Below are 12,316 nucleotides of genomic sequence, written 5' to 3' on the forward strand. Positions count from 1 at the left end.
GTCTTCTGAGCGGAAATATCCTCGGGGGGCGTGGGGGGCAGACGGCCCCCCACCGTCGCAAGGCTTGAGCCAGCTCATCACCTCGATCGAGGGCACCGAGACCGGCCACCACGTGGCGCTCGCCCTCGCCCTTCTCGCCGCCGTCCTGCACGCCTGCTTCGGCGCTCTCCAGAAAGGCCGGCACGACCCCTGGCTCAGCCGCGCTTCCATCGACGGGTGCTATGGCCTGATGGCGGCGCCCGTCGCGCTTCTCGTCGTGCCCTGGCCCGCGCCGCAGATGTGGCCGATCTTCGCGACCGCGATCGTGATCCAGACCTGCTACAAGCTGTTGCAGGCCTCCGCCTACCAGCGCGGCGCCTATACCGTGGTCTACCCGGTGGTGCGCGGCACCGCCCCGCTCTTCGCAGTGATCGGCGCGACGATCTTCTTCGCCGAGCATTTCACCATGGGCCAGTGGGCAGGCGTCGCGCTGCTGGTCTCGGGGATCTTCGGCCTCGCGCTCTACAACCTGCGCCACGTGGACGTCGGGCGCGAGACGCTGGTGCCCGCGCTCGGCCTCGCGGTGGCGACGGGTGCCTTCGTCGCGCTCTACACCACCTACGACGCCTACGGCATCCGCACCGCCGCCGATCCGTTCACCTTCCTCGCCTGGTTCTTCATGTTCGACGGCATCTTCATGCCGCTCTACACCCGGCGCCGCTGGGCCGCGCTGCCCTCGTCCGACCTCTTGCCGCTCCTGCGGCGCGGGGTGGTCGGCGGCCTTGTCGCCTTCGCCAGCTTCGGCTCGATCATGATGGCCACCCGTCTCGACAAGGTCGGCGAGGCCGCCGTGCTGCGCGAGACATCGACGGTCTTCGCCGCCCTCATCGGCTGGCTTTTCCTGCGCGAGACGGTGGGACCGCGGCGCACCCTGCTGATGGCGCTGATCGCCACCGGCGCCGTGGTGGTCGAACTCGCCGGCTGACGTCCTTCCCCTGAGCCCCCCGCCCAGCCCGCGCCACCCGACCCGCGCCGTCAGATCTGCGCCCCCAGACCCGCTCCGCCGGTCGCCCGCCTTCAGTCGCCGGAGCCCGCCCCCTCCGCCACCGGCCAGGGCGATCCGTCGATCCCGCGCGCCGCGAGTTCGCCTTCGAAATCGCGGGCGACGGCCTCCACGGTAACCGCCTCGAACTCGGCGATGAGGCGCGCCTCGGCCTCGCGCAGGGTCGCCGCGATCCGGGCATCCACCGCCTGCTCGACCAGGCACTCCGCCGACTCTGCCCCCGGCCCGATGTTGAACAGCGGCAGGCGCCCCATCGTATCGTAGACGTCGCCGAGGGTGATCCGGTCCAGCGGCCGCGCCAGTTGCCAGCCGCCGCCATACCCCTTCTCGCGCGGCGCGCCACCCTCCGCCGCCCCATGACCACGCTGGCCGCGGCGGGCGTCATGGCGGGGGGCGTCATGGCGGGGGGCGATGTACAGGTCGCTGATCTTCGACCCTGCCCCGGCGCCCGAACCCGACTGATCCCGAACCTGCCCGGCACACCGCGCGCCAGTGCGGCAACCCTGTGGCTTCCCCAGGCCGCAGCGATCGGCTACGGCTGGCGGCATGGAGCTTCGCGTCACCGATCTTGCCTGCGCCCGTGGCGGCCTTCCCGTGCTGGAAGGTGTCAGCTTTGCGTTGACCGGGGGCCGGGCACTGGTTCTTCGCGGGCCGAACGGCATCGGCAAGACCACGCTTCTGCGCACCCTCGCGGGGCTGCAACCGGCCGCGGCGGGCAGCGTTTCGGTCCCCGCCGAGGCGATGGCCTACGCCGCCCATGCCGACGGGTTGAAGGCGACGCTGAGCGTGACCGAGAACCTTGCCTTCTGGGCCCGGGTCTTCGGCACCGGCGGGATCGCGGCCGCGCTGGCGCGGATGAACCTTGCCCATCTTGCCGACCGGCCGGCGCAGAACCTTTCGGCCGGGCAGAAGCGGCGGCTTGGGCTGGCGCGGCTTCTGGTCACCGGGCGGCCGATCTGGGTGCTGGACGAACCGACCGTGTCGCTCGACACCGCCTCGGTCGCGCTTTTCGCCGATGTGGTGCGCGATCACCTCGCCGGCGGCGGCATGGCACTGATCGCGACCCATATCGACCTTGGCCTCGACGAGGCGGAGGTCCTCGACCTCGGGCCGTTCCGTGCCGACCCGGCGCGCGCCGCCGATGCCTTCGACCGCGATTTCGAAAGCGCCGGAGACGACGATGCGGAGGCCTTCCTGTGATCGGCCTCCTGCTGCGTGACCTCAAGCTCGCCATCCGCGCGGGCGGCGGATTCGGCCTGGGCCTTGCCTTCTTCCTGATCGTCGTGGTGCTGGTGCCCCTCGGCGTCGGGCCCAAGACCGAACTGCTGGCCGCAATCGCGCCGGGTATCCTGTGGGTCGCGGCGCTGCTGGCGTGCCTCCTGTCGCTCGACCGGATCTTCGCGCTGGATTACGAGGACGGCTCGCTCGACCTGCTGGCCACCGCGCCGATGCCGCTGGAAGGGGCCGTCGCGATGAAATCGCTGGCGCACTGGCTGACCACCGGGCTGCCGCTGACGCTGGCCTCGCCGCTGTTCGGTCTGCTGATGCAGCTGCCCGACGCGGCCTATGGCTGGCTGATGCTGTCGCTGGCGCTGGGGACGCCCGCGCTTTCCGTGATCGGCACCTTCGGCGCGGCGCTGACCGTGGGGCTGAAGCGCGGCGGCCTTCTGCTGTCGCTTCTGGTGCTGCCGCTCTACGTGCCGACGCTGATCTTCGGGGCCGAGGCGGTGCGGCGCGGCGCCGAGGGAATGGACAACGCCACCCCGATGATCCTGGTCGCCGCGATCACCCTGGGGTCGGTCGCGCTCCTGCCCTTCGCATCGGCTGCCGCGATCCGGATCAACCTTCGCTGAGGTGCGGCGAGAGGACCCGCCCCACCCGGCGTTCTTGAGTTGAGAAATCCCGCACGAGGACCTAAGAGCTAAGGCCATGGCCACCTTCTCGATGAACCTGATCTGGCAATACGCCAACCCCAAGAAGTTCATGCAGACTTCGGGGATGGTGCTGCCATGGGTGATCGGGCTGGCCGCGATCGGGATGGTCGGCGGGCTGATCTGGGGCTTCTTCTTCACGCCGAACGACTACAAACAAGGCTCGACCGTCAAGATCATCTACCTGCACGTCCCCTCGGCCATGATCGCGATCAACGGATGGGCGGTGATGCTGATCGCCTCGCTGATCTGGCTGATCCGGCGCCACCACGTCAGCGCGCTGGTCGCCAGGGCGGCGGCGCCGGTGGGCATGACCATGACGCTGATCGCGCTGATCACCGGCGCGATCTGGGGCGAGCCGATGTGGGGCACCTGGTGGGCCTGGGATCCGCGCCTCACCTCGTTCCTGATCCTGTTCCTGTTCTACCTCGGCTATATCGCGCTCTGGGAGGCGATCGAGGACCCGGACACCGCGGCAGACCTGACTTCTGTCCTGTGCCTCGTGGGATCGGTCTTCGCTTTCCTTTCGCGCTTTGCCGTCGACTTCTGGCACCAGGGCCTGCACCAGGGCGCCAGCCTGTCGCTCGACGGGCGCGACGAGGTGGCAGACATCTTTCTCTTTCCGCTGCTCACCTGCATGGGCGGCTTCATCCTGTTCTTCATCGCCATGGTGCTGCTGCGGACCCGGACCGAGATCCGCGCGCGCCGCCTCAAGGCGCTGATCGCGCGCGAGAGGATGGGCTGAGATGCCGAACCTCGGGAAATACGAAATCACCGTCCTGTCGGCTTACGGCGCCGGCATCGTGCTGATCCTGGCGCTGATCGCCTGGACCCTTTGGCGCGGCGCCCGGGTGCGCCGCCAGTTGCGCGAGGCCGAGGAGAGGAGAACACGCACCCATGGCTAGGATCTCCCCCCTCGCGATCCTGCCGCCCGTCATCTTTGCCGGGCTGGCCGTGATGTTCTACATCTCGATGCACCACGATCAGGAAACCCTGCCCTCGATGATGGTCGGCAAGGAGGCGCCGCCGGTCGTCCTTACCCAGCTGGGCGACGGACAGCCCTTCACCGACGCCACGCTGCGCGATGGCAAGGTCAAGCTTGTGAACTACTGGGCAAGCTGGTGCGCCCCCTGCCGGGTCGAGGCGCCCACCCTCGACAAGATCGCCGCCTCGGGCGTGTCGATCTACGGCGTCAACTACAAGGACAAGGCGCAGGACGCGCTGGGATTCCTCGCCAAGGTGGGTGATCCCTACAAGGCGCTCGGCGCCGACACGCAGGGGCAGATGGCGCTCAACTGGGGGGTCTACGGCGTGCCGGAGACCTACGTGATCGACGGCGCGGGCAAGGTGCTCCTGCGCTTCCCCGGGCCGGTGACCAACAGCATCTGGCAAAACACCATCAAGCCGGCGCTGGCCAGGGCCGCGGCGGACGACGCGGCGAAAACCCCGACGAACTGACCCTCCGCGACGGTCCGCACAGGCTTGCGGCGGGCGCGCGGCCGCACACCACTCCCGGCACCGTCAGGCGCGGCGCAACCGGGCGCTTGCGAAATAGGCCAGCGACAGGAGCGGCACGACGATGCCGATCGCCGCCACGCGGGGCCAGCCGCCCGTCGCCCAGGCCCAGCCCCCCACACCCGAGGCAAGCGCCCCGGCCATGAAGAACGTCGCCATGAAGATTCCGTTGATCCGCGCCCGAAGCTCCGGGTGCAGGAGGAACAGCGCGCGCTGGCCGAACAGCAGGTTGGCCGAGGTGCAGAAGTCGACCAGGATCGCCACCACCACCAACAGCCCGACCCCCAGCGCGCTGTGCGCAGGCGCGGCAAGGCTGGCTACGAAGGCAAGGCTTGCGAACAGCATCGCCAGAACGGTGCCAAGGTCGCCATGCCCGCGGTCGGCCAGCCGCCCGGCGATCGGGGCCGACACCGCCCCCGCCGCGCCCGCCAGCGCGAAAAGCGCGATCTGCCCCTGCCCGAGGCCATAGGCCGGCGACAGAAGCAGCAGCGGCACGCAGGTCCAGAACAGCGAGAACACCCCGAACAGCGCAGATTGATAAAGCGCGCGGCGGCGCAGCACCGGCTCGGTCACGAACAACCGGGCCATGGAGGCCAGAAGCTCGCCGTAGCGCGGGTTCGATGTGGGCTGGCGCGGCGGCAGCTTGACCCGCAGGACCGCGCCGAGTGCGACCATCAGGATCGCCGACAGCACGAAGATCGCGTGCCACGACAGGACCTCGGTGACGAAGCTGGCCAGCGGCCGGGCCAGCATGATGCCGAACATCAGCCCGCTCATCACGTTGCCGACCACCCGGCCCCGCACCGCCTCGGGCGCCATGTGCGAGGCATAGGGTACCAGCACCTGCACCGCGACCGACCCCAGCCCCACCGCCAGCGCGGCAGGCAGGAACACCGCGGCACTCGGCGCCAGCGCCGAGACGATCAGCCCCAGCGTGGCCAGAACCACAAGCCCCAGCACCAGCCTGCGGTTCTCCACCTTGTCGGCCAGCGGCACGACCAGCAGAAGCCCCAGCCCATAGCCCACCTGGGTCAGTGTGACCACCAGACCCGCCGCCCCGGGCGAGATCCCCAGCGCCTGCCGGATCGGCTGAATCAGCGGCTGCGCATAGTAAAGGTTCGCCGCGATGGCACCGCAGGCGAAGGCGATCAGCAGGGTCAGCCCCGGGCTTATGCCGTGCGGATGCGCCCCCCCGGACGATGTGGGGCGCGCATCTCGCGGCATGCCGCCGGACTGGCTGGCAGACGTGTCTTTGGGCATTCGGCGCTCCTGTCGGTCGGGCGCCGTATCGCGCCGCCGCCTAGAATAGTGCTGCATCGCAGCAAGACCAGCCTCCGCCCGATATGGGCCCGATACGGGAAGGAGCCTTGCGCTGTACGCAAGGCTCCCCGCTCCGTTCAAAGGTCATCTGGCCAGAGGCCATTTGGCCAGAACTGGTCCGGCCAAACGTTGTCCGGCCAAACGTTGTCCGGCCGGTCAGCCCAGGAAGCCGTTTTCCTTGGCCCAGGCCTCGGCGCGGTCGATGATGACGCCCATCAGGCGCACGATCTCGTCCACGTCGGCCTCGGTCACGATCAGCGGCGGGCAGACGGCGATAGAATCGCCGAGGTTGCGGAAGATGATGCCCTCTTCGTGGCCGAAGGCGAAGGCCGCACCGCCGACCTTGCCGACCGGATCGAAGGGCTTCTTCGTCGCCTTGTCCGCGACCAGTTCCACCGCCGCGATCAGGCCGGTGCCGCGCACCTCGCCCACCAGCGGGTGGCTTTCGAGCTTTTTCAGACCGGCCTGCAGACGCTCGCCCATCCGGGCGGCGTTGCCCATCAGGTCCTGCTCCTCGATGATGGCGAGGTTTTCCAGACCCACGGCACAGGCCACCGGGTGGCCGGTCGCGGTATAACCATGACCGAAGCCGCCCAGCTTGTGGGTATGGTCGGCCACCACGTCATAGATCGCCTCGGAGAAGACGAGCGCCGCAAGCGGCATGTAGGACGAGGTCAGCTGCTTCGAGGTGACGAGGATGTCCGGCGTGAAGCCCATCTTCTCGCAGCCCCAGCGCGCGCCGGTGCGGCCGAACCCGTTGATCACCTCGTCCGAGACCAGCAGGATGTCGTATTTCTTGCACAGCGCCTCGATGCCCGGCCAGTAGCCCTCGGGCGGGACCATGACGCCGCCCGCGCCCATCACCGGCTCGCCGATGAAGGCCGCGATGGTCTCGGGGCCCTCGGCGAGGATGGTGTCCTCGGCCTCCTTCAGAAGACGCGCGCAGAAATCGGCCTCGGTCTCCCCCTCGGCGCCGAAGCGGTAGAAATGCGGCGTCGTCAGGTGCACCACGGGGATCGCCGGAAGGTCGAAATCCTTGTGGTTGCCCGGCAGGCCCGTCAGGCTTCCCGATGCGATGGTGATGCCGTGATAGGCCTTGTTGCGGGCAAGGAACTTCTTCTTCTGCGGCCGACCCAGGGCGTTGTTGTAGTACCAGACCAGCTTGATCACCGTATCGTTCGCCTCGGACCCCGACGAGGTGTAGAACACCCGGGTCAGGTTCTCGGGCGTCATCTCGACCAGCTTCTCGGCAAGCCGCACCGACGGCTCGTGCGATTTCGACGCGAAGGTGTGGTAGTAGGGCAGCTTCTCCATCTGCTTCGCCGCGGCTTTAACCAGACGGTCCTGCGAAAAGCCGACGGCGACCGACCAGAGGCCGGCCATCGCCTCCAGATACTTCTTGCCGGTCTGGTCGACGACATGCACGCCCTCGCCCCGGTCGATGACGATCGGGCCCTTCTGTTCGTGCACGCGGGCATCGGTGTAGGGATGCAGGATCGTGGTGATGTCGCCATGGGCGACCGAATTCGACAGCTCGTTCATCGTTTCATCCTTCGCTTCTGGACCGGCCGGGCCGCCCGCGGGGACGGGGCCGAGTCGCCTTCGGGTTGGTCACGGGGCCGGTATCGCGGGGGCCAGTACTGGTACGGTGTCGCCGATCAGGCCGCCGGCTTCCAGCAGAAGATCCTCGCGGAACTGGTCTGCGACGATCTGCACGCCGACCGGGCTGGGGCCCAGCGGCGTCTCCACTCGGCCGGTTGTCACGGTCAGCCCGGGCAGCCCCATGAAAGGCAGGCTGATCATCGGCATCTGCGCTTCGACCACGGCGTCGAAATCGGCCTCGGAGGCGACATCGCGCTGGTCGGCGAAGGGAAGCTCTCCCGACACCGGCAGAAGGGCCACAGGGAACCGCTCGAAGAACGCCCGCCAGGCGCGCACCGCGCCGGCGCGGGTCTGGAGAATGTCCATGAAGGCGTTCAGATCCCCCGCCGGCACGCGGCGGCACAGGTTGTCGTAGACGAAGGTCGCATCCGGATCGTCTTCGGCCCGGATCGCCGCGCCGCCGGTGCGGCGGAAATCGGCAAGCCAGAGCGCGATCTGCAGGTCCATCACCTCGCGCAGCGGCGGCAGCGCGGTTTCCTCCACTTCCCAGCCCGCGTCGGCCAGCCGGGCAGCGGCGGCTTTCAGCGCGTCGCGGATCTCGGGTGCCACGGCCATTCCGTCGGGCGCGAGGCAGAGTGCCGCACGCTTCGGCACCGCGGGGCCGGTCAGGGGCGCGGGCATCCACCAGGGATCGCGCATGTCACGCCCCGACATGACCTCCAGCGCCAGCCTCAGATCGTCGATCGAGCGGGCCAGCGGCCCCTGCACCGACATCAGCTGCGCCCCGATATGACGGTCGCCGGCGCTTGCGTTGAAGCTCGACACCCGGCCCATCGAGGGGCGCAACCCGTGCAGGCCGCAGGCATAGGCCGGGTAGCGCACCGATCCTGCGATGTCGTTGCCATGGGCGATAGGCGCCATCCCGGCCGCCACCGAAGACGCCGCCCCGCCCGACGACCCGCCCGGGGTCAGCGCGGGGTTGAACGGGTTTCTGGTGTGGCCGTGCAGCGAATTGCGGGTGAACCAGCGCATCGAGAAGGCGGGCGTGTTCGTCCGCCCGACGATCACAGCGCCTGCCTTGCGGAAGTTCGCGACCACCGGGTTGTCCTCGGTCGCGATCATCCCGGACTGGATCCGGAGGCCGTTGGTGTTGGCCTGGCCCTTCTGGTCGATGTTGACCTTGATCGTCACCGGCACGCCCGCCATCGGCCCGGGATCCTCGCCCCGTGCCAGCGCCGCGTCGACCGCATCCGCCGCCGCCAGTGCCTCGGCATCGAAGCGCTGCACCACGGCGGTCAGATCGGGGTTGGTGGCGTCGATCCGGGCCAGTGCCGCCTCGGCCAGCGCCCGGGCCGTCACCGTGCCGGCCCTGATCCCGGCCACCATCTCGCCCGCCGTCAGCTTCCAAAGATCCGCCATGCGCATGCCCTTTCCACTTTGGGCCGAGCTTCCCTCTCGGCACCGAGGAAGGCCAGAGCCCGCCCCCGGGCGATCACGCCCTTGTGACAGACGCTCGGGCGGCCCCGATGCGCGCCGGTCAGCGTCGCGCCTCCGCGCCCCCGGCCGGGCGGGCGCCTTGCCAGCCGCCATCGGCCACCATGTCGCGCATCACCTCGCGGCAGAGTTCGGCCACCGCGGTCACCTCGCGCGGCAGGGGGCGGTCGGTCTGGCGCACGAGGTGGACCTCGCGCTCGGCCACCGGGTTGGCGATCTGCCAGCGGTTCAGGCGGCCTGCCGCGACCTCCTCGGCGATCGCGTGCAGGGGCAGGATGGAATAGCCCAGCCCCCGCGCCACGAGGTCCTTGATCGCGGCGTAGCTGTCGACGTCGAACCCGGTGTTCAGCGCCACCCGCCGCTTCGCCGCCAGCCGCTCCAGCATCTCGCGCAGGCCATGTGCCGCGCCGGGCAGGATCAGCGGCAGCCGCGCGACTTCGGCAAACGCCACGGCCCCGTCGGATGACCGCACCGGGGGCCCCGCCACCCCTTCGACCCCGCCGGACGGGCCGAAAAGGGTGAGTTCCTCGGTGAACAGGTGCTCCGACGCCAGCCCCCGGTCGGGCGCGGGCAGGTAGAGGATCGCCAGATCCACCCGGCCCCCGCGCAGCCAGTCGAGGACGAAACCGCTCATCGCCTCGGCAAGGCGCAGCCGCACCCCGGGATAGCGCGCCCGGACCGCAAGGATCAGCGGCACCGCAAGCTTGAGACTGATCGTGCCGGGAATGCCGATCCTGACCTCGCCCGAGATCACCGCCGCATGGCCGCGCACCTCGGCCTCGGCCTCGGCCAGCTGACCCAGGATGATCCGGGCGTTGCGCAGCAGCGTGGTGCCCGCCTCGGTCGCCTGCACCCCCTGCGGCGAGCGGTGCAGCAGCTCCGCGCCAAGGTCGGCCTCCATGTTTCGGACATGGGCGCTCAGCGCCGGCTGGGCGACGTTCAGCACCTGCGCGGCGCGCGAGAAGGAGCCCTGCTCGGCGATCGCCACGAAATAGCGAAGCTGCCTCAGATCCATTCGCTTTCCCTCCCCCGGTGGCGTTGCCCGCAGAAGGTAGGGCGAAGCAGGGCCATAGGAAAGCGCTCTGGCGGGGGTCGCAATTCGCTATTTCCCTTATGGCCGCGGGATCGCGATGCTGCGCGCCGACGCACACAGCGCGAGGAGGCGGGCGGAGAGGACCATGACCGAGAGCACCGAAATCACGATCGCCGAGAGCCGAGGCCCCGAAACCCGGACCGCCGAAACTCGGACCGCCGAAACCCGAACCGTCGAAACGATGTGCCTGCCCCTGTTCGTGCCCGGCGACCGGCCGGACCGCTTTGTCAAGGCAGCGGCGGCGGGGGCCGACGCGGTGATCGTCGACCTCGAGGATGCGGTTGCCCCGGCGGCCAAGGACGCGGCGCGCGACGGGCTGGCCACGGCGTTGGCAGGCTGGAACGGGGGGCTTCTCCTTCTGCGGGTCAACGCGGTCGGCACCCCCTGGCATGCGGCCGACCTTGCCGCCGCCGCCGCGCTGCCGCTGGCCGCCGTGGTGCTTCCCAAGGCCGAAAGCGCCGATGAGGTCCGCGCGGTCGCCCATGCCACCGGCCACAAGGTGATCGCGCTGGTGGAAAGTGCGCTCGGCATCGCCCGCGCGCCCGAGATCGCCGCAGCCGCCGCGCGGATGGCCTTCGGTTCGATCGACTATGCCGCCGACATCGCCGCCGATCACCGCCGCGAGACGCTGCTCTACCCGCGCTCGGCCCTCGTCGTCGCCGCCCGCGTGGCGGGGCGGCCCGCGCCGCTCGACGGGGTCACCCCCTCCATCGCCGACCTCGCGGCGGTCGAGGCCGACGGGCGCCTCGCCCTTGCGCTGGGGCTGAGTGGCAAGCTCCTGATCCACCCCGCGCAGGTCGACCCGGCGCGCCGCGGCTTCCTGCCCACCCGGGACGAGGTCGACTGGGCCACCCGCGTGACCGAGGCGGCGGGCACGGGCGCGGCGGTGCAGGTCGACGGCAAGATGGTCGACGCGCCGGTGGTGGAGCGCGCCGCGCAGATCCTGCGCCGCGCCCGAGCCGGTGCCGAACGGGCGGCGTGAGGCCCGCGAGGCCATAACATTTCCAGATACCCAAACCAGGGGATCTGTATTTCAAACTATAGCCCCGCCGCCCTAGAGTGGCAGCGACATCCGGGGCCGCCACGGTCCCGCTCTGTGAACTGGAGAAAGCCGTGAAGGATCTGAAGGACCTCAGCGGGGAGGACTACCCCGAGATCCGCGACGAGATCGCCAAGCTCTGCGCCGAGTTCCCCGGCACCTATTGGCAGAAGCTCGACCGCACGATGGAATACCCGGCCGAATTCGTCTCGGCCCTTACCGAGGCGGGCTATCTCGCCGCGCTGATCCCCGAGGAATATGGCGGCGTCGGCCTGCCGCTCTCGGGCGCGGCCGCGATCCTCGAGGAGATCCAGCGCGCCGGCGGCAACGGCGGCGCCTGTCACGCGCAGATGTACATCATGGGCGCGATCCTGCGCCACGGATCGGAGGCGCAGAAGGCCGCGTACCTACCCAAGATCGCCACCGGCGAACTGCGCCTGCAGGCCTTCGGTGTGACCGAACCCACCAGCGGCACCGATACGACGTCGCTGCGCACCACGGCAAGGCGCGAGGGCGACCATTACGTCGTCAACGGCCAGAAGATCTGGACCTCGCGCGCGGAATATTCCGATCTGATGCTGCTTCTGGCGCGCACCACCCCGCGCGACCAGGTGGCGAAGAAGACCGATGGCCTGTCGGTCTTCATCCTCGACATGAACGAGGCAAAGCAGGCGGGGATGTCGATCCGCCCGATCCGCACCATGATGAACCACTCGACGACCGAGATCTTTTTCGACAACGTGAAGGTCCCGGCCGAGAACCTGGTGGGCGAGGAAGGCAAGGGCTTTCGCTACATCCTCTCGGGCATGAACGCCGAACGCATCCTGATCGCCGCGGAATGCATCGGCGACGCCAAGTGGTTCATCGAGAAGGCCGCCCGCTATGCCGGCGACCGCAGCGTCTTCGGTCGCCCGATCGGCCAGAACCAGGGCATCCAGTTCCCGATCGCCCGGGCCTATGCCCAGATGCGCGCGGCGGAACTGATGGTGAAGGAGGCCTGCCGCCTGTACGAGCAGGGCGAGAATTGCGGCGAGCAGGCGAACATCGCCAAGATGCTGGCGGCCGAGGCCAGCTGGGCCGCGGCGGAGGCCTGCGTCCAGACCCATGGCGGCTTTGGCTTCGCCGAGGAATACGACGTGGAACGCAAGTTTCGCGAGACCCGGCTCTACCAAGTGGCGCCGATCTCGACCAACCTGATCCTGAGCTACATCGCCGAGCACGTGCTGGGCATGCCCCGGTCCTACTAGAACCACGGGCAGCGGCACGGCCACGCCACCACT

General features: G+C 69.4%; 13 protein-coding genes. 8 read left to right on the forward strand and 5 right to left on the reverse strand.

Translation table 11 applies throughout. From position 1 onward, the window contains the following. Window positions 1-64: 64 nt before the first annotated feature. On the forward strand, window positions 65-964 hold the full coding sequence (locus CVV76_RS13355; RefSeq protein WP_102225152.1) for an EamA family transporter: 900 nt from the start codon (window positions 65-67) through the stop codon (window positions 962-964). A 92-nt stretch (window positions 965-1,056) separates the two neighbouring features. Here the strand turns inward: CVV76_RS13355 and CVV76_RS25195 are convergent, their stop codons facing one another. Next, window positions 1,057-1,590 (reverse strand): Rrf2 family transcriptional regulator, encoded by a 534-nt coding sequence (locus CVV76_RS25195; protein WP_199178597.1) that lies wholly within the window; start codon window positions 1,588-1,590, stop codon window positions 1,057-1,059. On the opposite strand from CVV76_RS25195, the gene ccmA reads away from it, so the two are divergent. The 5 genes from ccmA (at window position 1,589) to CVV76_RS13385 (ending at window position 4,431) form a co-directional block, all read left to right on the forward strand. Further along, window positions 1,589-2,242: a heme ABC exporter ATP-binding protein CcmA gene (gene ccmA, locus CVV76_RS13365; protein ID WP_102225153.1), complete on the forward strand. Its 654-nt coding sequence runs from the start codon at window positions 1,589-1,591 to the stop codon at window positions 2,240-2,242. The genes CVV76_RS25195 and ccmA overlap by 2 nt on opposite strands. Beyond that, the gene (gene ccmB, locus CVV76_RS13370) at window positions 2,239-2,895 is read left to right on the forward strand and encodes a heme exporter protein CcmB (RefSeq protein ID WP_102225154.1); all 657 of its coding nucleotides are present in this window, start codon (window positions 2,239-2,241) and stop codon (window positions 2,893-2,895) included. Before ccmA ends, ccmB begins: the two co-directional genes overlap by 4 nt. A 76-nt stretch (window positions 2,896-2,971) precedes the next feature. Further along, window positions 2,972-3,718, forward strand: coding sequence for a heme ABC transporter permease (locus CVV76_RS13375; protein WP_233192877.1), 747 nt, complete (start codon window positions 2,972-2,974; stop codon window positions 3,716-3,718). A 1-nt stretch (window position 3,719) separates the two neighbouring features. Continuing rightward, on the forward strand, window positions 3,720-3,878 hold the full coding sequence (gene ccmD / locus CVV76_RS13380) for a heme exporter protein CcmD (RefSeq protein WP_102225155.1): 159 nt from the start codon (window positions 3,720-3,722) through the stop codon (window positions 3,876-3,878). Further along, window positions 3,871-4,431 carry a DsbE family thiol:disulfide interchange protein gene (locus CVV76_RS13385; RefSeq protein WP_102225156.1) on the forward strand — a complete coding sequence of 187 codons (561 nt, stop codon included), beginning with the start codon at window positions 3,871-3,873 and terminating at the stop codon, window positions 4,429-4,431. The genes ccmD and CVV76_RS13385 overlap by 8 nt, the downstream gene beginning before the upstream one ends. Before the next feature lie 63 nt (window positions 4,432-4,494). Here the strand turns inward: CVV76_RS13385 and CVV76_RS13390 are convergent, their stop codons facing one another. From CVV76_RS13390 to CVV76_RS13405, 4 genes are all read right to left on the reverse strand, one after another. After that, a complete protein-coding gene (locus CVV76_RS13390; protein WP_233192879.1) occupies window positions 4,495-5,748 on the reverse strand; it encodes an MFS transporter in 1,254 nt (417 codons plus the stop codon). 216 nt (window positions 5,749-5,964) lie between these two features. Continuing rightward, the gene (locus CVV76_RS13395; protein WP_102225157.1) at window positions 5,965-7,350 is read right to left on the reverse strand and encodes an aspartate aminotransferase family protein; all 1,386 of its coding nucleotides are present in this window, start codon (window positions 7,348-7,350) and stop codon (window positions 5,965-5,967) included. Window positions 7,351-7,419: 69 nt separating this feature from the next. Beyond that, a complete protein-coding gene (locus CVV76_RS13400; protein ID WP_102225158.1) occupies window positions 7,420-8,829 on the reverse strand; it encodes an amidase in 1,410 nt (469 codons plus the stop codon). 118 nt (window positions 8,830-8,947) lie between these two features. Further along, window positions 8,948-9,919 carry a LysR family transcriptional regulator gene (locus tag CVV76_RS13405; protein WP_102225159.1) on the reverse strand — a complete coding sequence of 324 codons (972 nt, stop codon included), beginning with the start codon at window positions 9,917-9,919 and terminating at the stop codon, window positions 8,948-8,950. A gap of 163 nt (window positions 9,920-10,082) precedes the next feature. On the opposite strand from CVV76_RS13405, the gene CVV76_RS13410 reads away from it, so the two are divergent. Together CVV76_RS13410 and CVV76_RS13415 are read left to right on the forward strand one after the other, a co-directional pair. Further along, on the forward strand, window positions 10,083-10,979 hold the full coding sequence (locus tag CVV76_RS13410; RefSeq protein ID WP_233192893.1) for an HpcH/HpaI aldolase/citrate lyase family protein: 897 nt from the start codon (window positions 10,083-10,085) through the stop codon (window positions 10,977-10,979). 140 nt (window positions 10,980-11,119) lie between these two features. Then, a complete protein-coding gene (locus CVV76_RS13415) occupies window positions 11,120-12,283 on the forward strand; it encodes an acyl-CoA dehydrogenase family protein (protein WP_102225211.1) in 1,164 nt (387 codons plus the stop codon). Window positions 12,284-12,316: the final 33 nt, after the last annotated feature.

Source organism: Acidimangrovimonas sediminis, assembly GCF_002871005.1.
GTDB classification, from domain to species: Bacteria; Pseudomonadota; Alphaproteobacteria; order Rhodobacterales; family Rhodobacteraceae; genus Acidimangrovimonas; species Acidimangrovimonas sediminis.

Bases quoted from the DNA above. Each gene is read 5' to 3' on its own strand.
- CVV76_RS13390 (WP_233192879.1), bottom strand. From the start codon at position 5,748: ATGCCCAAAGACACGTCTGCCAGCCAGTCCGGCGGCATGCCGCGAGAT.
- CVV76_RS25195 (WP_199178597.1), bottom strand. From the start codon at position 1,590: ATGCCGCCAGCCGTAGCCGATCGCTGCGGCCTGGGGAAGCCACAGGGT.
- CVV76_RS13385 (WP_102225156.1), top strand. From the start codon at position 3,871: ATGGCTAGGATCTCCCCCCTCGCGATCCTGCCGCCCGTCATCTTTGCC.
- CVV76_RS13410 (WP_233192893.1), top strand. From the start codon at position 10,083: ATGACCGAGAGCACCGAAATCACGATCGCCGAGAGCCGAGGCCCCGAA.
- CVV76_RS13375 (WP_233192877.1), top strand. From the start codon at position 2,972: ATGGCCACCTTCTCGATGAACCTGATCTGGCAATACGCCAACCCCAAG.
- CVV76_RS13405 (WP_102225159.1), bottom strand. From the start codon at position 9,919: ATGGATCTGAGGCAGCTTCGCTATTTCGTGGCGATCGCCGAGCAGGGC.
- ccmA (WP_102225153.1), top strand. From the start codon at position 1,589: ATGGAGCTTCGCGTCACCGATCTTGCCTGCGCCCGTGGCGGCCTTCCC.
- ccmD (WP_102225155.1), top strand. From the start codon at position 3,720: ATGCCGAACCTCGGGAAATACGAAATCACCGTCCTGTCGGCTTACGGC.
- CVV76_RS13395 (WP_102225157.1), bottom strand. From the start codon at position 7,350: ATGAACGAGCTGTCGAATTCGGTCGCCCATGGCGACATCACCACGATC.
- CVV76_RS13400 (WP_102225158.1), bottom strand. From the start codon at position 8,829: ATGGCGGATCTTTGGAAGCTGACGGCGGGCGAGATGGTGGCCGGGATC.